14 protein-coding genes and 1 pseudogene are annotated in these 25,277 nt (G+C 47.8%); 2 read left to right on the plus strand and 13 right to left on the minus strand.

The annotated features are described in order from the left end of the window. The first annotated feature begins 146 nt into the window (after positions 1-146). A complete protein-coding gene (locus AC6I7T_RS13115; RefSeq protein WP_497793910.1) occupies positions 147-1,388 on the plus strand; it encodes an ISL3 family transposase in 1,242 nt (413 codons plus the stop codon). Between the two features lie 71 nt (positions 1,389-1,459). Here AC6I7T_RS13115 and AC6I7T_RS13120 read toward each other — a convergent pair whose 3' ends face one another. The 4 genes from AC6I7T_RS13120 to AC6I7T_RS13135 all read right to left on the minus strand — a co-directional run bounded on the left by AC6I7T_RS13120 (position 1,460) and on the right by AC6I7T_RS13135 (position 6,319). Then, on the minus strand, positions 1,460-2,695 hold the full coding sequence (locus tag AC6I7T_RS13120) for an ISL3 family transposase (RefSeq protein ID WP_497793911.1): 1,236 nt from the start codon (positions 2,693-2,695) through the stop codon (positions 1,460-1,462). 236 nt (positions 2,696-2,931) lie between these two features. Then, positions 2,932-4,329, minus strand: coding sequence for a hypothetical protein (locus AC6I7T_RS13125; RefSeq protein WP_497793912.1), 1,398 nt, complete (start codon positions 4,327-4,329; stop codon positions 2,932-2,934). Positions 4,330-4,389: 60 nt separating this feature from the next. Next, on the minus strand, positions 4,390-5,514 hold the full coding sequence (locus AC6I7T_RS13130; protein WP_497793913.1) for a hypothetical protein: 1,125 nt from the start codon (positions 5,512-5,514) through the stop codon (positions 4,390-4,392). A 484-nt stretch (positions 5,515-5,998) separates the two neighbouring features. Beyond that, on the minus strand, positions 5,999-6,319 hold the full coding sequence (locus tag AC6I7T_RS13135) for a hypothetical protein (protein WP_497793914.1): 321 nt from the start codon (positions 6,317-6,319) through the stop codon (positions 5,999-6,001). A gap of 479 nt (positions 6,320-6,798) precedes the next feature. On the opposite strand from AC6I7T_RS13135, the pseudogene AC6I7T_RS13140 reads away from it, so the two are divergent. Continuing rightward, positions 6,799-7,326, plus strand: a pseudogene (locus AC6I7T_RS13140) (transposase); the annotation flags it as partial. Positions 7,327-7,851: 525 nt separating this feature from the next. On the opposite strand, the gene AC6I7T_RS13145 reads toward AC6I7T_RS13140, so the two are convergent. The 9 genes from AC6I7T_RS13145 to AC6I7T_RS13185 all read right to left on the minus strand — a co-directional run bounded on the left by AC6I7T_RS13145 (position 7,852) and on the right by AC6I7T_RS13185 (position 24,345). Continuing rightward, on the minus strand, positions 7,852-8,424 hold the full coding sequence (locus AC6I7T_RS13145; RefSeq protein ID WP_497793915.1) for a hypothetical protein: 573 nt from the start codon (positions 8,422-8,424) through the stop codon (positions 7,852-7,854). Positions 8,425-8,498: 74 nt separating this feature from the next. Beyond that, positions 8,499-10,694, minus strand: a complete 2,196-nt coding sequence (locus AC6I7T_RS13150; protein ID WP_497793916.1) for an RHS repeat-associated core domain-containing protein — start codon at positions 10,692-10,694, stop codon at positions 8,499-8,501. A 112-nt stretch (positions 10,695-10,806) separates the two neighbouring features. Then, positions 10,807-14,484, minus strand: coding sequence for an RHS repeat domain-containing protein (locus AC6I7T_RS13155; protein WP_497793917.1), 3,678 nt, complete (start codon positions 14,482-14,484; stop codon positions 10,807-10,809). 376 nt (positions 14,485-14,860) lie between these two features. Beyond that, a complete protein-coding gene (locus AC6I7T_RS13160; RefSeq protein ID WP_497793918.1) occupies positions 14,861-16,321 on the minus strand; it encodes a hypothetical protein in 1,461 nt (486 codons plus the stop codon). A 43-nt stretch (positions 16,322-16,364) separates the two neighbouring features. Next, positions 16,365-17,714, minus strand: a complete 1,350-nt coding sequence (locus AC6I7T_RS13165) for a hypothetical protein (RefSeq protein WP_497793919.1) — start codon at positions 17,712-17,714, stop codon at positions 16,365-16,367. A gap of 923 nt (positions 17,715-18,637) precedes the next feature. Beyond that, entirely contained in the window at positions 18,638-19,495 is an 858-nt protein-coding gene (locus AC6I7T_RS13170) for a hypothetical protein (protein ID WP_497793920.1), read from the minus strand. Positions 19,496-19,548: 53 nt separating this feature from the next. Continuing rightward, positions 19,549-21,150, minus strand: a complete 1,602-nt coding sequence (locus tag AC6I7T_RS13175) for a hypothetical protein (protein WP_497793921.1) — start codon at positions 21,148-21,150, stop codon at positions 19,549-19,551. 732 nt (positions 21,151-21,882) lie between these two features. Beyond that, positions 21,883-23,082 carry a hypothetical protein gene (locus tag AC6I7T_RS13180; protein WP_497793922.1) on the minus strand — a complete coding sequence of 400 codons (1,200 nt, stop codon included), beginning with the start codon at positions 23,080-23,082 and terminating at the stop codon, positions 21,883-21,885. Positions 23,083-23,142: 60 nt separating this feature from the next. Continuing rightward, positions 23,143-24,345: a hypothetical protein gene (locus tag AC6I7T_RS13185; protein ID WP_497793923.1), complete on the minus strand. Its 1,203-nt coding sequence runs from the start codon at positions 24,343-24,345 to the stop codon at positions 23,143-23,145. Positions 24,346-25,277 lie beyond the last annotated feature (932 nt).

The raw sequence follows: 25,277 nt of genomic DNA on the forward strand, positions 1-25,277 counted from the left end.
ATCCATTAGCAAGTTCAATTTCGGCCTTACTCAGACCAAATGTAACTTGCAGTACGGGGTCAGGAACTTCTGGCTCTGAGCAGGAATTCGACGGCATAGGCTATTTATGCGGCTTTTGAAAAACAACGAGTTGGTAATGTAGAGGGATGCAAGAACGGGAATGGACGAAGATATTGGATTGGCCAGGATTTCTGGTATATCGAGTGGAAGTGAAGGAGAAGGAGAAACAGCTGCGATTGTGGACACGGAGGAAGAAGGCTAATTTACATCTGACCTGTAGTGGCTGTGGACGGAGGTTAAGTCATCGAGCGATTCGGGATACGCAGCAGCGAGAGGTGCGAGGATTACCATGCCTGAAGTACCTGACGACAGTGGTGGTAGAGACCTATCGAGTCGATTGTCCGGAGTGTGGACTGAAACAAGAACGAGTGTCACAATTGCCATCCAAAGCTCCATTCAGCAAAGAATTTGAAGATGCGATAGGAGGGACATGCGAGTCAGCCTCGGCGCGCCAAGTGGCTCGGCAGTTTGGATTGGCAGAGAGTACGGTGCGAGCTATCGATCAACGGTATCTGGAACGATGGTCTAAAAGCCGAGTTCGGCCAGTGCTACGGCAAATGGGTGTGGATGAAATCTATCTGGGCAAGAGGAAGAAATTCATTACCGTAGTTAGCAACTTGCAGACGGCAGAGCCGGTATGGTTTGGCGAAGAGAGGAAGAAGGAAACACTTGATAGCTTCTTCCAACAGCATCTGAGCGCCTTTCAAAGGGGTGGAATTGAAGTTGCCTGCATCGACATGTGGAAGCCTTTTCGCTTGAGTTTGGAAGAAAATGCGCCGGGCTATGCGATCGTTTATGACAAGTTTCATATTTTGCAACATGCCAATCAGGCAGTCGATGAAGTCCGTCGGGCTGAATTTTTTCGCCAGGGCAAACAAATGCGAGATTTAGTTAAGGGCAAGCGTTGGCTATTGCTCTCGCGCTGGGACAATCTGGAGGGGGAAAAACAACAGACTCTGAACGCCTTATTTCGTATCAACAAGAAACTGATGAAAGCCTATCTGCTGAAAGAAAGCTTGGATCAACTTTGGCTCTATCGCTACGAAGGAGTCATGCTGAACTACTTACAGCACTGGATCAGTCAACTGCGCTGGCAGAACCTGATCCCCTTTGAAAAGCTAGCCAAAATGCTTGTAGAGCATCTGGACGGAATTCTGAACTACTGCCGGGTTCAACCCCCATTGGGAGTGGTGGAAGCCATCAATGGCAACATCAAGATCTTGATCCGACGCGGCAGGGGATACAAAAATCTGACTTACCTTTTGCTCAAGGCCCAACGAATTGCTTATACGAACACTCAACTCGTTGTTTTTCAAAAAGCCGCATAAATAGCCTATGCCGTCGAATTCCTGCTCAGAGCCCAATAGGCTCTGTACGAGAAAGTGGAAAAGAGGCCATATTACGCGGCTTTCTGAAAGACGACGAATTCGGTTCTTGTGGCGGCAAGGCGCTGAGTTTTCAAGAGTAAATAGCTCAGGTTCTTGTAACCACGAGCTCTGCGTAAAAGAACTTTGATATTTCCGCTGATCGCTTCGACCACGCCAAGAGGAACTTTAGTCCGACAGTAATTCAGGATCCCGTCCAAATGCTTGAGCAGCATGTCAGCCAGTTTCTCCATCGGTTTGAGCCTTTGCCAACGAAGTTGATCTATCCAGTTCTTCAGGTAGTTCAACATCGGAGCCTCATAGGTGTAGTTCCAAAGCTGATCCAGGCTCTCTTTCAACAGGTATGCCTTCATCACACGCCGGTTCATCGCAAAGAGGGTGTTCAATTGACCCTTCTTTTGCTTATCCAAATGCTCCCATCTCGATAGCAATAACCAACGTTTTCCTTTGACTAGGGCTCTTGCAGTTCCTCCTCGACGGAAAAACTCGGCGCGGCGAACTTCGTCGACCGCTGTAGCCGCATGCTGCAGAATATGAAACTTGTCATAGATAATCCGGCACTGGGGGAGCCATTGCTCGATGCTTTGCCGAAAGGGAAGCCACATATCCACACAAGCTGCTTGCACTACACTTCGCTGGAATGGGCTTAGCTCTTTGTTGAAGAATGCATCCAGCGTCTCCTTCTTTCGCTCTTTTCCAAACCATACCGGCTCACAGGTTTCCAGATTACTGACCACGGTAATGAACTTCTGCTTTTTGCCTAAGTAAATCTCATCTACGCCCATCTTGCGCAGGGCCGGTTTCCGCCTGCTTTGCGCCCAGCGCTCCAAGTAGCGCTGATCGATCGTCAGCACGGTACTGACTGCAAGACCAAACTGCTGGGCTACCCGACGCGCCGAGGCGTTCTCACAGCACTGTCCAATCGCCTCCTCAAAGCGTTTGCTGAAGGGAGCATTGCTGGGCAACTGTGGTGCCTTTTCCGTTTTTACTCCACAGTTCGGACAGTTGACTCGATACAATTCCACCACCACCGTCGTTCGATACTCTGACCATGGCAGATCCCGTATTTCTCGCTCATAGACGTCCACTATCTTACTGGCTGGCTTTCCACATCCGGAACAACTCAGCTGTCGGTATCCGCGCTTGCGCCTTACCCACAATTTCAGATTCTTGTTCTTTTCATCGATCTCTTGCCGGTATACCTTGTATCCTGGCCAATTCAGCAATCGCGTCCAATCACTCTCTCGCATATTGCTCAGTCTAGATCCTTGCTCCGTCTTTCAGAAAGCCGCGTAATATGGCCTCTTTTCCACTTTCTCGTACAGAGCCAGGAAAGGAAACCCTACTGCAGCGGAATCAGCACTTCGTCACATTCCCTCTCGCTCCGCTAGAAAATGCCATCAAGCAAACCTTTAGCAATCCACTGCGTAATACATTCATTTTCACTAAATCCTCACGCTGTACTTGAACATCTGTCAATAGCGGACTACTGCAAAGAAATTAATGCTTCGATAACTCCCGTTCCTGTAGCCAGAGAGTCCATGGCTTTGCCAACAATAGCTCCAGTCAACAAACTGCGATCTGTGCCCTTCATGGCATATCCCGGAGTAGCAGAGGTAACTAAAACATCTCCTGGTTCTATCGCACCATTTTCTGTACTCACTTTCGTTGGAACGATACCCACAACAGCCATTGGAACTTCGTCTGGATTCTTCTCCGTAGTTTGTCTTCTTCCGATGACTCCAGGTTTTGTGGAATATACGCCTGCCACGGCCATCGAATATGGCGTACTTGCTTTTATAAATTTGCCCCTTACTCTAGGATCGATCATCAGCACATCTCCCGGCTCATACTTTGTATGATCTTCCGATATGTCTACCGATTCTGCATAATCCCCTCCGCAAAGCGAACCTGTCCACGCTACGGTTTGTGTGCCTCCACCATTGGGAAAGGTAATGGACGCTCCGCTGCCGCTCAGATTGATACTGCCATTGACATCCAGTTTGGCTGTTGGAGTCGTCGTGCCGATGCCTACATTGCCAGCAGAACTAATCCTCAGTCGTTCTTGCCAAATGTACTGCGATCCGTTGTAATACGATCCGAGGAATTGAATGCCTGAGTCGTAGGTACTACCTCCATCATGCGTCGAGCGCATTAAGGCTGTTCCTCCTGGACCCATCATTGCGATCGCTTGAGGATAGTTGGTGCTTGCAATTCCGTTCGGGTCTTGCCCGCCCGTAATTACTGCTAGCGTAGCCTGAGGATTGGCCGTCCCGATTCCAACATATCCAGCAGAGTTAATCCTCATCCTTTCTTGCCAAATATATTGTGACCCGTTGTAATACGATCCGAGGAATTGAATGCCTGAGTCGTAGGTACTACCTCCATCATGCGTCGAGCGCATTAAGGCTGTTCCTCCTGGACCCATCATTGCAATAGCTTGAGGATAGTTGGTGCTCTCCGTTCCATTTGGATCTGGCCCACCTGTAGCTACCGCCAAGGAAGCCTGCGGATTCGTCGTTCCGATCCCGACATTGCCAGATGGTGCAATAACCATTCTTCCGTCGTTACCTCCGCTTCGGAAAGCAAGCATTCCATTTCCTGGACTATTCATTCCTGTTTGACTAGTAGGATCGTTATAGAATCCTCCGCTAGAGTCAATCCAACCACCCTCTACATCTAGTTTCGCCGCAGGGCTTGTAGTACCGATCCCGACATTACCATTTGATTCATATAGGGAAGAAGATCCGACAATAGTCGAGCTACCAGAAAACTTAGCTACTGAATTGGCCGTATTACTGCTTGAGGTAGTAACGGTATTTTGAGCAACAGTACTAAACGTGAGCACGGAGCACATTATTATTCCTGGTATCTTATTGTTCATTTTTCTTTCCTCTTTATTCTTCTATCGACATCTGCTTGATAAGTGATATAAAACAACAGGCTATTGTAACGAAACAAGCACCTCGATGATCCCCATCCCTGAATCCAGATTCCCCATAGCTTTCCTGATGACGGCACCGAGCATTCGGCTGCGATCTGTTCCCTTCATTGCATAACCTGGAGTAGACGAAGTAACAAGTAGGTCTCCTCTCCGAATGGGACCATTTTCCGTGCTGATTTTCGTAGGAACAATGCCTATCATGGCCATGGGAGCTTCCGTCTTGCTCTTGGATTTCTCCGAGATCTGTCTTCGGCCAATTACACCTGGTTTTGTGGAATATATTCCAGCGATAAAGGTGGAGTAGGCCTCGGTAGATTTTGTCACATCGGATGAACTCTCTTTCCCGATGACCAGAACATCTCCAGGTTCGTAGTTCGCCCGGCCACCTGCTACATCTACCGATTCAGCGTAATCACCGCCACAGAGGGATCCGGTCCATGCTACGCTTTGAACGCTGCCATCGGGAAAGATGATAGAACTGCCACTACCACTTACCTTCAGGCTGCCAGCAACTTCAAGCTTAGCTCCAGGGGCTGTCGTGCCGATACCCACGTTGCCCGAAGCAAGCGCAGCTAATGCATATATGTTATTGGTCGCATTCCGAATAAAAGAGCTTCCCGCACCACCAGCGTTCTCCGAACCAGTCGAAAATAGTTGCCATATCTTTCCTCCAGCATCCGCATTTTGCAGAAGTAGTTGTGTACCAGTTGTGGCTGAGGAGAAAAGATGAAGCAGGGCCGAAGGAGAGTTAGTACCAATACCAATATTGCCGCTATCCATGAGCGTCAGGCGTGGAGCACAAAGACCACCTGACGCACATCCTATACTATCGTATGTCCAGAACTGCATCGAGTCCCCGTAACTAGAGGTCATGTTATAAATTTTCCATACGGACGCAGTTCCCTTCGTCGTCTTCAGAGGATTGACAAGCGACAGAGCACCACCCACATCTATTGCTTGAGTTGCCTGAATCTGGCCGATTACTTCTAGGGAATTGTTTGGCGTAGTCGTACCGATTCCCACATTACCGTTCCCGGGGAAGATATTCGTTGTCTGTGCCTTTGCCACACCGGTAATCAAGGTTAGGACCGAGATCGCCCATATCAGATTTATATATTTTCCCATGCTTACAAGCCTTTCTCTTTCAACTGCTTTGCCGTGTTTCGAGTAACGACCAATTACTGCAGCATGATCAGCACTTCGACCCTCACGGTACCAGAACCAAGAGAATCCATCGCTTTACCAATAACCGTTCTGAACATCCGACTACGATCTGCACCCTTCATCGCGTATCCAGGAGCCGAGGATGTAACTAAATATCTCCGGGCTCGATTGTCCCATTTTCAGCACTCACCTTGGTTGGAACGATGCCCACAACAGCCAGGGAATCTCATTAGCACCTTTTTCAGAAGTCTGCCTTCGTCCGACAACTCCAGGCTTAGTGAGAAAACACCCACAACCGTTGTCAAATATGCGGCATTCACCTTGAGAAACTTCCCTCTTGTTTTGACATCAATTACCAGCACATCCCCTGCTTCATAGCTCTTTCGATCATCTGAGACATCTCTTGATTCTGCATAATCTCCGCCGCAAGGAGAATCTCTCCATGCTATTGCCGGTGTGCTTCCATCCCGAACACTACAGAACCCGAAGTATGGAAATTCCCAGCAACATCTAGTTTGTAGTTCGAACCAGGGACCGCTGTACCGGTGCCCACGTTGCCAAAGAAATTTACATACATTGCATTGTACGGATTATTTGCTGTATACGACGCGTTAGTTGTAAATAGAATTCCCGATCTGCCGGGATCAAACCCAGACGCGATTAAGTTATTATTGTCGTAACTAACATTATCGCCGCCAGGGAATATGCTATATGTGTTGAGAATGTTCCCATTCACCTGCAACGCCTGTCTAGGAGGTGCTTTCATGCCTATCCTTACGTTGCCAGGGTTTGTTGTGATTATCGGCGGATTGCCGAGGATCGAATTTTCAGTAAAAACAGGAATAGTTCCTGAAGAGCCGCTACCCATTACGCTTTGCCCATCAGCACCCTAAGTAATCCATGTTAAGGTTAACCAGAGTAGATTTCCACACTTACCAATCGTTGCCAGATAACGTACGATATTTTTCGCACATTTAGGTCGAAGATGTAGGCTTGGGAGGTTGGTACAAGCAGGGGGAGCAAGACCACCGGGGCGAGAACGATGGAACCAACCGAGTAAGAGGAAGTTGGGCCTAGTGGTAGTGCGAAATCGGCAATATCGACGGTAATATAGATCCACCAACAGCAGATGCAGTCACATCTGGAAGAAGTAGTGCGAACGACGGTCGAGGAGATCTTGAACGGTCTGCTGGATGCAGAAGTGGATCAACTGTGCGCGGCCCGGAAGTTCGAACACACTGAGAGTTAAAGCAACGCGGACTAAATAGTGTTCAACTGATTGTTTCTAACAAGTGCCTTGGCTCGGCCGAGTTCTATCCGGAAGCATGCTGGCAACGCTGCGTAGTTCACTTTTATCGCAACGTGTGGACTGCAGTGCCTACGGGCAAGGTGAAGGAAGTAGCAGCGATGCTCAAGGCGATCCATGCGCAGGAAGACGCCACAGCTGCCAGAGAAAAGGCCCGTCAAGTGATAGAGAAGCTGCGTACGATGCGTCTATCTAAGGCTGCCGAAATCGTGGAAAATGGTGTCGAAGAAACGCTGAGTTACTACAAAATGCCGCCTGAACACTGGCGCTGTATCCGAACCAATAACCCGCTGGAACGACTGAATCGTGAGATACGACGACGAACACGAGTAGTAGGCGCATTCCCGGACGGACATTCGGCACTGATGTTGGTCGCTGCCCGCCTGCGTCATATTGCTGCCACCAAGTGGGGCACGAAACGGTATCTGCAGATGAACAGGCTGGCCGAAGTGGTGGCCATCGCCTGAGCCGCTTAGTCACTGGGCTCCATGGAGCCCAGTGACTAAACAACTTCAACCAACAACCTCCTAAGTCCTACAGGAGATCAAAAGTGCGAAAGATACTGGACACTACCTGAAGATGCTGCTCGTAAGCTTGCTGTGCAGCACAGCTGCAATGGGGTGTTCCTCTGCGCCGCCGAGCGTCGGCGGTGCAGAGGCCGACCGCATCATCATTTTCAAATCCAAGCACTCAATGGTTCTGATGGCGAACGGAAAGCCCCTCCGGAACTACCGCGTTGCAGAAATAGCGCGCTGAGAAGTAATCGTTGCCTGATTCTGAGTCACGTTCTTTGCCGATATCACGGGGCGGGTGGCGGACGCTGCGCTGGAAAGACAAGTGAGCGACGGTGTCGTAGATGTATTGGTTAATCGAACCGAGCGCGGCGTTCGCATCGTATCAATATTCCAGGTCTCCAAAACCAGAGGACCTAGGTTAACCCGAGATCGGGACCACCCACCATGGCCGTCTCTGGGATACAGGGGATGAACAGCTCAACAGGGCTCTCGTGTCCAAACCACGTAGCCCTCTCCGTCGTATGCCCCAACGAAAATACAATAGACGTATTTGGAAAATTCGGCCAGTTGCTCTCCGGTTATGTTGCGTGTAAACAGAAACTGCGATCCTGAATCAAACGGCGGTTTCGAGATCGCGCCGATTGAAATAGGGTTACCATACGATTCTCTGATTGCCTGCTCAATCGTGGCTATTGACTCGCCGCTCGCTATCAGATGAATAACATCCCTTTCATGAAAGACGATTCGAGAAGTGGCTCGTTCAAGCCAAGGATCGCTTGCTTCGGCCAACGAATTCTCAATCAGGCCCACCGATCCACCACTTTCCAGCATTCTGTAAATAATCTTGGCCATCTGATGACTTACATTTACGGTGGGAGAACCGGTGTAGGAATCATTGCCCACCTTGATCTGACTGAAGGCCTGCTGCGTTGCTGGGGACGAATTTCCCCACTCGAATTGCGGAACATCCTGAACCTTTAGAGGCGATGCGCTAAGGACGGATATTTTCTGTTCGCTGAGCGGTGCGGAGTCAAGAAGGAACCTTGACAAGGATTTTCCTTGCTCGAGCACCCGCTTCAGATAGCTCAGTGCTGACGTGGAGACATTTTTATCCAAAATAGTAATCATTTGGGTTGTACCGACCCGTCTTGAAACAATCGCCAGGATTTTCCGCCTGTGTCTTTGTAGTCCCAATGAGGGCCTATCGGATCGGGATGGCCCAGGTCGGGATGTAAGCTTTCCCCTGTAGAGGGATTGTACCAACTGCCTTGGGGACTCCCCGGTGACCCATTTCCTCGCCACACCCATCCAGGACCAGGAGGTAGCGCTGGATCGACCGGTGGCTTTGGCGCAGATGGTTTTATGGCTGGTTCCGGAGGACTCATCCGCGGAAGTCCAGGCCCTTCCGCTGCCGTCAGTTCGCCAAGCCCTTCGATCCCGATCGGGTAAACAATGCCATATTGTATTTGCGGAGGATGCTCTTTCATCTCCTCCTTCATCCGATTGAACCGCCGCGTCTTCGCCTCTTGACGGTCTAGTTGACGAATCTCGGCCCCTTTTGTATCCGTGGTGAATTCACCGTGAAGAACTTTGTTCTTTACCTTCACAACAAAATTGCAGAGCCACTCTGGCCAGCAATGCCCGTCTGCATCAATATGGATAAGGGGGTTATTGCCAGCATAGGTGTACAGGTTGAAGCTTTGTGGATTCGCAAGATCAGCATATGGAACAGGTTCTGGCGAACTGCTCCAGTCCGGGCTTAACCAGCGCCCCATCGTAGATGCGTAGTACCGAGCCCCGAAGTAGTCGTTGCCGGACTCTGAGTCACGTTCTTTGCCAGTGAAGTGATGCTCGGTTGCTTCATTATCCGTTCCGGTTGCCGAATTAGGACCATAGCAATTTAGACCATTGCCAAAGGGAAGGCTCTCGCATGCCTCGTAAGCGCTAAGATCGGCCAATACCTGCAAACGCTTTGTACCCAGAGGGTCTGTAAGATTGAAGTGTACACCGGAGATATCATAGGTTGCGAGCAATTGTCCCCCAGCATACACGTTCGAATGCAACCAGTTGCCAGTCCCGTCTAATTCACTGACCTGCTCTCCTGACTTTCCCACTATATATTGAGTGGTCACAGTGAAGCCATTGGTAGAGCTGTCGCATGAAAGTGAGTTGATTGCTCCCTTTGCAACCCGATTCCCATCAGCGTCATAGATGTATTGGGTATAGGAGCCCGTGAATCCGTCGTAAACAGCACACAACCGCCCCTCCTCATCATATGCGTATTGATTTCGACCATCCGCCAGCACGTTGCCAGCTCCATCATAACGGTAACCGGTCGTGACCTGCGTTGTGCCACTTATTCGATTGTTGGCATCGTAATTTGCCCATGTAATAGGTGTCGGTGAAGAATCGCACTTTGCAGATGAAAGACTCTCCATCGTCCGGTTTCCAAAGGCGTCGTATGCCCAACACATGTATGGACCTTGGCTCAGATAGTTACCTGAAGAAATTGTCCCACTCGATACACGATTTAGTGAATCGTATGTAAAATGCCATCCACCGGTTACCGAATCTTGAAAGTCGGTAACGTTGCCATTTTCTTCATATCCCGTTCCTGTGTAGCTATAGAGTGTTCCTCTTACGATGGGAGAAGAGGAGTTGTCAGTTTTTACTGTAAAGGTAACAGAATTACTAGCAGTTCCAGCCGAAGTGACTACTAGCGATCCAGTGGACGCATCATCTGGAATCGTTATCACAATCTCTGTATCAGTCCAGACTGTCGCAGACGCCACCACTCCGTTGATGGTTACCACATTGACGCCTGCATTAGCCAACCCAAATCCATTACCTGAAATAATGACCTGTGAGCCTAACTTGCCCGAGGTTGGAGACAACGCGTTAATATGAGGTGCAGCTCCTGATCCACGAGAGGTATCCACGGTAAAGGAACTCGACGAAAAACCCGCAGTTGAGACAGCCGAAACTATAATCGAGTCGATTGAAGATCCATTGCTTCCACGAAAGACAATCTCCGCGCCATTTGCCCTAGCACAGGCTGGACCGCCTTTGCAGCCACAATTCTTCGTAAACATAACAGCAAGAGCTGAGGCAATAGAAGCCGGGGTAGAATACTGGCCATAACTAACAGTTTCAGAATGACCATTCACAGTTATGGTTACCGTCCCCGAATCCCACACCCCATTTGCATACTGCTCCGCCCCTTGTATGGTGACCGCAGCATATTCCAGAGCGAACACTGGGCAGGATACGCCCCAAATTATCCACAAAAGCAGAACAATACGGCCTAACTTACTTGCCATCTTACTCTCCACCGAGATCCGATCCCGGGCCTCGCTGCCAACCTCAGACCATCTCACTAATATCCATCGTGTGCACATCGCCTTAACGACGATCTATAGATCTAGGAAACAACTACCATGGCTGTTCGGTAGAATAAACCTTTTGAGTCACACGATTCCGTTTATCGAATGGCTGATACAGGTAGAATTTCGGCGCGTTACTACTATTTACCCCGAGCACTCCAAATTGTCCGAAATTTAGATTGCCAAAAGGGTCATACGCCTCGACAGAAGAAGAATTGGGAACAGCGAACAATGTATCTGGATGTAGAGAATCTCCGCCCCAATTGCTAGTTACAGTCTTGAGATGAGCAGCAGAATCGTAATTATAGGTAAATTGAATTCCTTGATTCAAAACCCCGTTCGTTGAAGATGTCGGATTTCCGGCAAGATCATACGTATATTGAAGCGGCTGCCCGAAACTCGCGCCTGCAGCACACCCCCCAGTTGCTGAGAAACAGGAAGCCTTAGCACGCAAATGTCCGGAAGGATCATATGCGTATACTGTTCTAGTCTTGTTGTCGGTAGTATAACTTTCAGTCATTCGCCCCATCGGATTTGAGGAAGAAAACAAGCGCGAGCCGTTGCATCCCGAACAAATATTCGTCGTCTGGTATTGACTATAGATATATGCTACAGCTGCACCAGTTGAACAGGAGCTTGCGCCATAAGACTTAGAAATCAAGCGGTTGAGCCCATCATAACAGTAGTTGGTAATCACTCCACGTCCATCCGTTTTGGCAACCAGATTACTGTTATTGTCATACCCGTTCAGACATGCCCCATTATTCCATTTACCATAACAAATCATTCCGGTTTCGACATTTGAGGCAGTGATCAACCGAGAGAGTGCATCATAGCTAAACTGCCGCACATGATCTCCAACTGCACCATCCGCCCCTCCCCATTGATCTACTCTTATAAGATTGCCAAGTACATCATATTGATAGCCAGTCTTAATAGTTGCATTGTTGCTCGAATCCGGCTCAAACACGCTAGTCATATTTCCCAATACGTCATAGACGCGTTTCCAATGTTTTTGTGTCTCATCCCAAAACTCCACAACATTATCCGTATATTTCCATTGCAGATAGCTATTACCGGCTTGGCAGGGGCTGTTGCTATTATTATCTGGCTGGCATTGCAACAGCTTTCTATTTAAGCCGTCGTAATAGTAGGAGGTTATACCATACGTAGCATCGCTAGTGGATCGATATGGATTAGAGACACTCGCGACACGTCCAATTCCATCATAATTCATATCCACATAAACTGTTTTGCTACCAGGGTCTGAGATCAATTGGTGCTGGATAACTCTCCCAAAGCCATCCAGCACATCCTTTGTCTTTACGCCGATCGGATTTGTGGTCGTAATGGTCCAGCCACCGCTGTCATCAGTGTAGGCATATTGAGTATGGGGTTGAACAGCGGCATTGTCTGGAGAGGCAGGCTCATAGATATCGGTTAACCTATAGAGCAAATCACCGTATGAATAGGTTGTTATCTGAGAATTGGGATCGGTGTGAGAGGTCATTTTCCCAGTATTACAATCGTACCCGTAGCCGTTAGTCTCGCTGATAGTCGTGGAACTCTGATATGGCGAAATTATGCTCTTGGGAAAGATTCCAGAGCATTGAAATTCTTTGATATATGTCTGATTACCATTACCATCAATCGTCGTGGTCGCAACCCCTTGACTATTAAAAACAGTCTGAGTCTTCAAAGATAAGTCTTTGGAAATAAAGCGAGTGGCAGACGTCCCATTTCCAAGAACTCCTTGAGGGCTGCCATTGTTTTCATCGTATGCATAATCGGTTTCCGCAACCCAGTTCCCACTACCATCCTTGACAACGACACTTGATGGCAAATCCAGAAGGTTTGCGGACAGATATGACGACGAATTGGCAGATCCATCATTAATCTTGAAAGTGGTGGTTGTACTCTTAAGCAAAGATCCAGAATTACCTGAACCTGAGCTTCCCCAATCGTATTCCGATACTCCTGAGGTCAATCCATAATTTGTACATTGACAACTACCAGTTCTGATCCCCCCACTGGTCGACATCATATTGTCCCCAGGATTTTCATAGTTTACTGTAGGCCCTGAGACCGGGGTATATACAATCTTCGAAACAATACCACCCTGTGTAACTATTTTTGATAATGGTTGTCCGATGTGTGTCTGAACGAAAGTCCAGGGATAGCCATACCTCCCCTGTGTTGGAGTTCCCGAGCTGTTCCCATCTGGAGGAAGCGGATCTAAAGGCTCAAAAAATGGGCCAGCAATAATCTGGCTTGTAGTCTCTTCCGTCCGCAAAAGAGTGCCATTGCCCCCATTAGGGTTTTGGGGACTATGCCCCTGATAATACATAATCCTGGTTATCCCAGAGCCCGTACTAGTTGTATGAACCTCATCGTTATCATCAGGTTTATTTACATTTACCGTCACAGTCATAAGACCTGGAGCCCAATCCGAAGTTGCAGCCCAGTTATATGTCCAGGTGAAAGTCCTAGATCCAGTGGTGATTGTGCGGCTTTGCACCACCCGAGTCACAGGCTGGGATAGACCCTTCTGATCCCAAGGAATTGTAGTCCAGGTATAACTAATTGAACCGCCTGTCGGCAGTGTGATGTCTATCAATTCAAAATAGGAATCATAAGTGAAAGTATAGCTCGTATTATTCGGGAGAATGACCTGTGTCAACAGAAGCCCTTGTGCATTTCCTTCAACTGCACTTGCCCGATAGCCATTCATTTTTGTAACACCAAAAGCTGTAGAAGCAGTCTTCCGCGAATAGCAAAATTTATAGTTTTGTGTAGCATCGCCGAAGCCGGGTACCTGAAATATGCGAGCTGCGGATACATTATCCACAGAGCATCCTGTCAGATCGCTAGTCTCAACGCCTGGAAACGGATCAGCCTCAGCTGGGACCTGCAGAACATTCACTCCATTCTCTGATTGCAGGCCATTTCCCGGACCGCTATAGCTCCCAGGAATAGAACGGCCAACAGTGTCGGTCCATCCAGAGATAGAAGTGGTTATTGCGTTGCCATTTGGATCCGTCAAATCGAAAGCAAAGCCAGCTGTATATCCCGAAGAATTGTAGATTGCTTTTTGCTTATATTTTATTCCTTCCCTGTCAAGGTAGTACCCCACCGGAGAAAAGCTAGGACCGGGACCTTTTATTACCGGAGTATATCCAGAGCCATCGGGGGATGACAGAAACATAGATGCATACTCGCTTCTCCCACTCGTGTTTGTGCTTCCAATGAGATGCGTAGCGCCTGTCCTATCAGTAACACTCCACAGTGAAGCTTGTGTTGATGTGGTTGAGCTGGTCGTCGCAGCTCCGGTTTGCCAAGCAGGCTGTCCGGTATAACAATTCCCCGGCCCAGAAAGATCAGATGCAGGACACATGTATGTCTGAATGTCCTCGTGCTCTGTTAATCCCTGATCTCGAACTACATCAACGCCAACCGGGTGTTTCCCATAACTATTCAGCAACAACCAACGCGCTCCGTACTGCGGCTTTCCGGAAAAGTAATTGAATACAGCCGAATCGACTGATGTCGTCCAATCGGGCTGGTTGTATCGAAGAACAAAATTTAGCCGTAACTTCCCACCTCTCTGCGGAAAGGACACCAGCGGAATATGCAAATTGACGTTTCCGTTCGACAGGTTAACACTATCGATTTCCGAATGCTGGTAATCGAGATATGGAGCAATTCCTGCCTGCGGGATACTAGCCATTTGGCATAATCCATTCACACCGAAATGGACCAGGATCAGTAATATTAATGCGGCACTAAAGACACACTGTCGACATTGCATGGTTATATATCCGGGTTACACTGTTGGGTACATCGCATTTTTACATTATCGGATTTCGGCAATACAAATGCGCCATTGATTCAATTATGATCACGTGTGTTGCTCGTAATTCCCGAAATAACTGTGATTAGGAGCAACGTCTAAAACAACCGTACACGCTTAACGCATAACACATTTCCGCTGAAACACTTTAATTTCTGCGCACAAATGAGTCAGAACTTATGACATCCCCAACCGCGATGATGGCAATTTATGCATTTTCTCTCTCTATCAGAAATTAAGCAAGAGCAATACCCTACTGTAGAGAAATCAACACCTCAATGACTCCCGATTCAAACATTAGCGTGCCCATTGCCTTTCCGACAATAGCGCCAGCTAGCAAACTTCGATCCGTACCCTTCATGGCATATCCAGAAGTAGAGGAGGTTACCAATACATCTCCAGGATGAATCGCTCCGTTCTCTGTGGTGACCTTTGTCGGAACGATTCCCACAACAGCCATCGGAATCTCCTTGGGGTTCTTCGCCGTTGTCTGTCTCCTGCCAATTATCCCAGGTTTAGTGGAATATATTCCGGCAACTGCCATCGAATAAGGCCTTGAAGACTTGAGGAACTTGCCTTCCTCATTTGGATCGATGACTAGAACATCTCCCGGTTCGTACTTTTTGCGATCTCCGGAAACATCAATTGACTCGGCATAGTCACCGCCGCATAAGGAGCCAGTCCATGCTGTCCCCTGCTGACTGCCATCGGGGAAGGTGATATGTGAGCCGCTTCCGCTTAGTTTCATATTTCCACTGAGTTCTAGTTTTTCCCCAGGCGCCGTCGTGCCTATGCCAACATTTCCATTGTCCTTAATTCTTATCCGTTCTCTGCTAACATCTGCGTTAGGAGTCTCAAGGGAGTTAGTTGTATAGAACGCAAGGTCAGTTCCCTGCGCCAACCAATTGCAACAGACGTTTGTTCGCTCAGCAGTGATCTTTGCGCTGATGGCATTTGGAACTATATCACGATACCCATAAAACCTTATTGCATAGCTACCACCATTGCCTAATGGATCATTAGGATTGCCGATGGTAATCCCATCTCCATTTCCAGCTCCGAGGTGTAGTTTACTTACGGGATTCGATGTTCCAATCCCGACATTTCCTCCTGGACCAGTAATCCGAAGGCTGTCATATAACAAACTCAAGGAAGGAAACACGTCATTGCCTGAAGAAGATTGACTATAGCCAATGTTTGTTCCGTTGACAACATCGACGGCAGCCATGCTTACGCTCATGACGTGCATAGTAGTCCCAACATTTACCATTTGGGCATCAATTTCCCAATAAGCGGGGGAACAACTAGAGTTCAGTGCACTCGGAGGAACTTCTACCCAGTCCGTAGTCCCCTCACTAGGATTTCCCCAATTACTCATCAAAGTAAAACCGTGCCCGGCAATGCTATTTCCCCCGTTCCAGTCTGACGAGCAGGAAAATCTCCAATTACTTCCGCTTCCTCCAGGTTGGTTGTCTGCTCGACGGATAACCAGAAAGTATTTGCGCGTAGCTCCCAGTGCCACAGGAATACCTGCAAACAGGCCCGGAATGCTGGTATAGGTGGTCCGTGTAACTACCTGCCACTTCGTAGAATCGATTGTAGACTCGCCCCCAAACATCGCCAGCGGAACAATTGGAGATGCCGTTGTCTGTGCAAATGCATTCACAGCAATCAAGATCAATCCAAGCCAACCTAAGTTTTTCCGGTTACTCATTTAACAACCCTCTTAATTTATTCGATTCGTTTTATGCATAGATTTACTGAAGAGTAACCACTACTTCAATCATGCCTGTTCCTGTCTCCAAAGATTCAAGAGCCTTTCCAATCACAGCACCCAGCATGCGAGTACGATCGGTTCCTTTCATGGCATATCCCACGGTTGAGGATGTCACCAATAGGTCGCCAGGCCTGATCGGGCCATTTTCGGTACTGATCTTGGTGGGTACAATTCCAATCATCGCCATTGGAACCTCTTCAGGACTCTTCTGTACTGCCTGCCTGCGTCCCACCACCCCAGGTTTGGTCGAATATATACCCGTTACCGCTGTGGAATAGGCCTCGGCAGATTTCAGGAATTTTCCTGGATGATCCGGATCTATCACAATCACATCCCCAGGTTCATATTTCGTTCGATCTCCGCTTACATCGACAGACTCGGCATAGTCACCCCCGCATAAAGAGCCAGTCCAAGCCGTACCTTGAGTGCTACCGTCTGGAAAGACCACGGCCCCTGAAGTATGGATTTGGCCGGCCACATCAAGCTTGTAACCGGGGCTCTTTGTCCCAATGCCGACATTCCCATCGGCGCTAATCAACATGTTGGGGTCATGGATTGAAGGATCTGATGGATTATAGGCAGTATAGAATCCCAATGAATTCACCCTGACACCTGGATATCCCGCCGACGGATATCCACCACAGCAAACCCATACCGGAGTCGCTACGATACCGGACGTGATGTATTCGATGTCTCGGTACGCTCCAAACAATAAGGAGTAGTGCCCAGTACTACTGTTGTTACTGTCCTGCTCTCCAATCATGATGCTTGGATTTTGAGAATAGGTAGAACCCACTTGCAGAAGCTGATTCGGGGCTGTATTCCCGATTCCAACTTTACCCGAAGAACTGATTAGCAAATTTGGATCATGAGCAGACGGACTTGAAGGATTATAGGCAGTATAGAAGCCCAGTGAATTCACTCGAATGCCCGGATACCCTCCAGATGGATACCCCTGACAGCATACCCAAGCCGGAGTGGCAACAATGCCCGAGGTTATGTATTCGACATCTCGATATGCTCCAAACAACAGAGAATAGTGCCCAATGCTGTTGTTGTTGCTGTCCTGCTCTCCGATCATAATGCTTGGATTTTGAGAGTAGGTGGAGCCCACCTGTAATAGCTGATTCGGAGCTGTATTCCCGACCCCAATTTTGTTATTGGATTGAGTAATTACGGAATTTTCGATATTTGAGCTCGTGGTGAATACAGGAACCCTGTTAGCACTCCCACCGCTGCTGGTAGACACAGTAGTTTGAGCGGCGCCAACAACTGCCACAGTAAATAGAAAAACACCGGAAATCCCGCTTCTCAACGAAATTACTCTCATCTTGGCCTCTCTTGCTATCGCCGCTCAGCCAGGACACCACCAACTGAGCCCCACCAGGAGCAGTCTGCCCCTAAAGGAAACCACAACTTCAATGATGTTCTTCCTAGCATGCAGCATAGTTAGAACCATCTCTAGTACAGCTTCCAACATCCAGCTTCTTCAGTTGGTCCATTTTCCCGTATATTATCCCTTACGTCTCCCGATGTAACTCCTTGGATCTGTATGATTTCTTTTTGACGACTCCCGAGACCTCATACCCTACAGTCGCGTTATCGTTTCAACAAGTGACGACATAGAAACATTGAGCATAGACCATGCGGCACTCAGTGCGAGTGACATACGCGGCTCAGATTGCACTCGACGGGGGGGGGCGTCCTGATACGGCTAAGATCGATATTTTAGAATATGTCGGAGGCAGTTCCCCTGTGTCATCTTTTCTAGTGGCATTGTTACTTCTGCTTGAGCTATACCAACTACGTTCGCCATCATGAGATCTGGCCAAACTATATTTATAGGGTTACACATTTCGCTTGAAGCATCACACAACTTGGGTGGTCTCGTCAAAACGATTTTTTGCATGTCACAACACAACGTGCAAAGTAACCCACATTGCTAACTCTTTTAACAATATCAATCATGTAAAATTATACTGACAGTATTTGATCGGAGGATCAGAATAGAATTGGGAAATAGGTAGGAAATGGATGGTAGCAGTACAACTCTCGTTTACAGTGAGATGTAAGCATCCCACTGCAAGCATCTTTAATTTATTTTCAGTATTAACATTAAAAATATTGGTCCAATTATTGGACACCATTACCCGATGACTTTGGAAAGTGACCTTCGGCCAGATTGAATTCTGCACTATATAAATAGCTAGCGAAATATTCCACATCATTGGGCTTCCTTAATCGCATTGTCACCTATTGAAGCGTCACGACAACCTCAATAATGCCCTTTCCTGATTCAAGATTGTCGAGGGCCTTTCCAATCACGGCGCCAGTCAGACGACTACGGTCAGTACCTTTCATGGCATAGCCGAGCGTGGACGACGTAACAAGAAGGTCGCCTCGATGGACGGGACCATTTTCAGTGCTGACTTTTGCCGGAACGATACCAACCATCGCCATCGGAATCTCCTCTGAATTCTTCGAAACAATCTGCCGTCGTCCGACAACACCTGGTTTAGTGGAATAAATGCCTGTGACCGATGTCGAGTAAGGCTTTGCTGATTTCAGGAACTTCCCAGAAACATTCGGATCGATTACCAGAACGTCACCTGGTTCATAGTTGCTATGTCCTCCGCTTACATCTACCGACTCAGCATAATCGCCCCAGCAAAGAGATCCAGTCCAAGCAGTGCTTTGAATGCTTCCATCACCGAAAATTACAGAGCCCGCGGTATGGATACTACCCGCAACATCAAGTTTGAAATTCGAACCAGGGCTCGTCATGCCTATGCCCACATTGCCGCCGTTCGGATTGAGCAAAAGGAACTGCGGATGGTCAGCGGCACCAGCCGTTTTACTAGCTGCGATTCCAAGCGTTTCAGGATGAACGGAAAATCCATAAAAATGCGATCCATCGTTGTATAAAGATAATTTTCTCCCGAGATCCCCAATCCCGTATCCAGCGCCAAGATCAAGAAGAGTGTACGGATTCGTCGTTCCGATCCCGGCGTTGCCATTCCCGGGAAAGATATTCGTTGTTTGTGCTTTTGCCGCGACGGTAACCGCGGTCAAAACCAAGATCGTCAATATCAGATTTATATATTTCCCCATGTTTACAAGCCTTTCTCTTTCATCTTCTTTGCCGTGTTCCTAGTAACAACCAACTACTGCAGCGTGACTAATACTTCCACTACTCCGGTATCGGATTCGAGTGCACCTAGAGCCTTGCCAATGACAGCTCCGTTCAATAGGCTTCGATCCGTACCCTTCATTGCATAACCAAGTGTGGATGAGGTAACCAGCAGATCCCCAACCTTAATTGGACCGTTTTCTGCGCTGACTTTGGTCGGAACAATTCCAAGCATGGCCATGGGAACTTCGTCAGAGCCCTTTGTTGTACCCTGTCTCCGGCCGACTATTCCCGGCTTAGTAGAATAGATACCAGCAACCAGAGTCGAATAGGGTTCGGAGGATTTCAGAAACTTTCCGGGAGCATTAGGATCGATGACCAGCACATCTCCTGGTCCATATTGCGAACGAACAAGGGATACACCTACAGACTCTGCATAGTCACCGCCACACAAGGATCCGGTCCATGCCGTGCTTTGTGCGGTTCCATCAGAGAATACTATCGACCCTCCACGTCCGCCTGCCAACTGTATATTCCCACTGTTCGTTATTCGCATAACCTCAGAGGTATTATCGAAACCACCTGGGGTTGTACCTAGGGTGAAGAACGCCAGATCAGTATTCTGAACCAAAGCATTGCCAGAAGAATGAACATTCTTGTTAATTGCAACAATCTTCGCGCCGATCGTATCTGGAACTATGTCTCTGAAACTGGAGAACAGAATCTGATGCCGCGATGTCTCCGCTTGCATCGGAACTGCGAGATTTCCGCCAGTTTCACCTCCTATTCTCACACTTGTCTGAGTATTGCTGTTACTACTCAACCGCAAAACTTCTATGGTGTCGTCTTTTCCACTAGGAGTTCCTCCCAGCGTAGAAAAGCTTAAATCTGTGGTCTGAACCAAAGCATTATTTGGAGCAAGAGCATTTCTATTAATCGCAGCAATCTTTGCGCCTATTGTGTCAGGAACAATATCTCTCCACCCAGAGAAGAGAAGTTGATTTCTAGAGGTTTCAGCTTGCATTGGGACTGCAATATTTCCTCCAGTTATGCCACCGATCCTGATACTCGCAATATTATTTCCATCCTGCTGCGCCACTTCTAATTCATTTCTAGGAGAGGTTGTACCGATACCGACACTTCCGCTGGAGAGGTTGAAAATTCCTAACTTCCCATATGGCGTCACATTTGACACTTGAGCACTGGTAACAATCATCGGTGTCGCGTTGAGGACAAGCCCGTCAAATATTGCTCCATTATCGGAATTCCCTCCCGTAGAAGTGATTCCAATGGCCTGATAAACGATGCCATTATAGGTCACATGATATGTCCCTGTAATAAAACTAGCGTAGCTGCTTGAGCTGTTAACGAGAAAATATTCAGTGCTATATGCAGACTTAGATGAGATCTCCAAGACATCGGTCCGATTACCCGATACAGTCGAACCTCGAGAAAGCGTCAGCTTCCCTTGGACTTCAGAGTTTGCTACTGTCCCAGACGTATACGCCTTAGCGAGCAAAACATATCCTCCAAGTGTTCCATCGGCTGCAGGCGACATTACCATATTGTAGCCAGAATACTCTGTAAATGCTCCAGCAGACAGCATAGTCGCTTGCGCCATTGCCGAGGAATGCATTAGCAATAGGGTACCCCAACAAACCAATACTTTGATTAACCTTGTTAAATTTGCTTTCTTATGCAACGCCATGGTCGCTCCTGTATCATCATTGATTTATGCTGTTGCGGTGAATCTGTACTTCACATTTCCACTACCTTAGAGGAAAGGAGACCCTACTACAGAGAAACCAGCTTCGATTATTCCGGTTCCAGAAATCAAGGGAGCCCCTCATGCTTTTCTTACTCGCACGCTAATCAAGCGTGTGCGGTCTTCATCATTCCAGCTCTTAAATTTGAGTGACCAAATCCAAGCAAAGCAATGAACGATAGAACTATCTTGTTAGGATATACATCGCCACATACCCTCTCAAATTCCTGCAGTATTATTATGGCGTTATAGTGGTCTGATAATGCTGATGTCGGACATCCACGGTTCCAAGCGTATCAGTAAGGATGGAAAACACGTAAAGATGTAACCCATCGTTGTACTGGGATAATTCTTCACCAGCCCCCCAACTCCATATCCTTAGCCAAGATCAAGAAGAGTGTACGGATTCGTTGTCCCATCCGGACGTTACCATTCGATTGCGAAATCATGGAACTTTCCATATCGGAATCTGAAGTATATATCGGGATAATATTCGTAGTTCCTCCATTGATCGTTGCTACAGGTATTGTCGTCTATGCTAAAACTCCACTGTTCGTTCCCACTAGATCCTGGTGCTGTAATTGAGCACCTGTCAATACTGGACTACTGCAAAGAAATCAATACTTCGATGACTCCGGTTCCTGTAGCCAGAGAGTCCATGGCTTTGCCAACAATAGCTCCAGTCAACAAACTGCGATCTGTGCCTTTCATGGCATATCCCGGAGTAGCAGAAGTAACTAAAGCATCTCCTGGTTCTATTGCTCCATTTTCGGTACTCACTTTCGTTGGAACGATACCCACAACAGCCATTGGAACTTCATCTGGATTCTTCTCCGTAGTTTGTCTTCTTCCGATGACTCCAGGTTTTGTGGAATATACGCCTGCCACGGCCATCGAATATGGCGTACTTGCTTTTATAAATTTGCCTCTTACTCTAGGATCGATCATCAGCACATCTCCCGGCTCATACTTCGTACGATCTTCGGATATGTCCACCGATTCTGCATAATCCCCTCCGCAAAGCGAACCTGTCCACGCTACGGTTTGTGTGCCTCCACCATTGGGAAAGGTAATGGACGCTCCGCTGCCGCTCAGATTGATACTGCCATTGACATCCAGTTTGGCTGTTGGAGCCGTCGTGCCGATGCCGACGTTACCATTCTGCTGGATGACGAACGGGGAACCACTGACATAGCTAGTGCCGTTATAGTACGTCGGGGTGAATTCGTAACTATAGCCGAGGCCGCCATGAATCAGACTCAGGTTCAGATATTGATTGGTGTTCCCTCCTCTTACGATTCTTAACGCGGAGATATTATCGCTTGGACTATTCGAATCGTCAGGAGTTTGGATCGTGAGAGGCGCTCCTGGGCTCGTTGTTCCGACCCCAACGTTTCCTCCAACCGGATTAAGTAAAAGGGACCAAGGGATTGCAGAACTTGGATTTGTAGAGCCTGATTGAATCCATGAGTAGGCATTTACTCCGGGATTAAAAGTAACTCCAAAATCCATGGCATTGCCGCCTGTTGTTTCCAATACGCGCAAGATGCCATCGTTGTTGTTCAGCAACGATGGAGCTTCGGAATTGCCAGCAACACTTAGCTTTTCGGCAAGGTTCGTCGTGCCGATCCCCACATTACCATTTGATTCATATAGGGAAGAAGATCCGACAATAGTCGAGCTACCAGAAAACTTCGCTACTGAATTGGCAGTATTACTGCTTGAAGTAGTAACCGTATTTTGAGCAACAGCACCAAACGTGAGCACGGAGTACATTATTATTCCTGCTATCTTATTATTCATCTTTCTTTCCTCTTTATTCTTCTATCGACACCTGCTTGATAAGTAATATCAAATAGCAGGCTATTGTAATGAAACAAGCACCTCGATGATCCCCATCCCCGAATCAAGATTCCCCATAGCTTTCCCGATGACGGCACCGAGCATTCGGCTGCGGTCTGTTCCCTTCATTGCATAACCTGGAGTAGACGAGGTAACAAGTAGGTCCCCTCTCCGAATGGGACCATTTTCCGTGCTGATTTTCGTAGGAACGATGCCTATCATGGCCATAGGAACTTCCGTCTTGCTCCTGGATTGTTCGGAGATCTGTCTCCGGCCAATTACACCCGGTTTTGTGGAATATATTCCGGCGACTGAGGTAGAGTAGGGCTCGGCAGATTTTGTCACATCGGATGAACTGTCTGTCCCGATGACCAGAACATCGCCAGGTTCGTAGTTTATCCGGCCACCTGCTACATCTACTGATTCAGCGTAATCACCACCACAGAGGGATCCGGTCCATGCTACGCTCTGGACGCTTCCATCGGGGAAGACGATAGAGCTACCACTACCGCTCACCTTCACGCTACCAGCAACTTCAAGCTTGGCCCCAGGGGCTGTTGTGCCGATGCCGACGTTGCCACTATCCATCAAAGTAAAGCGAGGGGTACACATTCCCCCTGGTGTGCAGTCTTTCGTGTCGTACGCCCAAAACTGCAGTGAGTCACCATGAGGTCCGGTCATATTCCAAATGATCCATTTAGCTGCCGATCCTGGAGCTGTTTTCGACGGATTCCACAACCACAGTGAACCACCTTCAGCGTTAGCATATGAAGATGCGAGATATCCATTGCTAACGCTAATACTTCCTCCTGGATTGTAAGCGGTGGTTTGCATAGTCCCATCGGGAAATACAACACCTGATGAAGAATGTATCTGGCCAGCTACATCGAGAAGATATGCGGGGTTCGTCTTGCCTATACCTACAAATCCGCCGTCGGGATTAAGAAGAATATTACTGGAGCCCCGAAGCCATAAAGGGCCTGATCCTGCATTAAGATTTAGATTTCCATCATTGTAGAGCGCTCCAGGATTACCACCATTAGGAGCCTCAAACAGAATCTTTGCAGAAGAAGAACTATGAATATCGAGTGAGGCACTTGGGCTTGTAGTACCGATTCCGACATTACCACTCGAAGGAAACGTATTTGTCGTCTGAGCTTTCAGTGCTGAGCTGAAAGTCATTAGGGCCAAAACTAGCCAAACCGGCTTCACATATTTATGCATTTTGTTCTTTGCTCCATTTCCCCGTTCAGGTTTGAAATTGAGAATCATTACAATGTAGTTGCAACCTCAGTGGCACTGGCTCCGCAATCAAAGCCGCTAAGATTGCCTACCCAAAGGTTTGTTAATCAGATCCAACATCACTGCCGTTGGTCGAAATCGGTGAGTTCTATAAGATTAAACTTCCGCTATATGGCAAAACAATATTCTTTGCACTATTGTTACTGTTGATCATTTGGCTGCCACTATCTGGGCAGCAACGCCAGCACAGTGACAAAGAGTATTCCCGGCCAAATCACATCTAGATGTTTGCGTAATTCTTTGTTGTAGTCGATATGTTCTGAAATTGCATTCTATCCGTAACCCAATCTTTCCTCACTTCACCTTTTGTCCATGGAAATTGATGGATAAATTCTGGCGAGTTGGCTAATCCTGACTCGAATTGATGTGATGTTTATACTGGCTATAATGCAAGCTGTCTAATCGTTTCGCAGCGTGACATAAGCCGATCTGCTACGTCAAAAGCAGGTCGCCAGCTCTGGCCAATCAGATTTCCAGCAACCATTGTTACTTACTCATTCGCCATTAACAGATACGGCAAGTATGTAACATTGACGACAATGCTATACCTATCCCGATAAAACCTTGCGGACGATGAAATCTACAGTAATTTAGAATGGATATTGGCTCAAGCATTGCACTTGAACTGGCAAGGAATAGACTAGAGGTCCCGATCTGAACCATAGAGACATGCCTACAATGCTCTTCAAATTAGCGCAGCTTTTTTCCCGTCTCACCAGCTGTGCATGTCCGATTTAGATGTCAACCCGCGTAACAGAAGGCATGGATGCGCAATAAAAAGATCTGCAGGCAAAAGGGATGACTTCTGTCTAAACATTACAGTCAAAATGGAACCTGGAGTTAAGAGTCCAGTC

The sequence above is a fragment of the Humiphilus diazotrophicus genome (assembly GCF_059726315.1).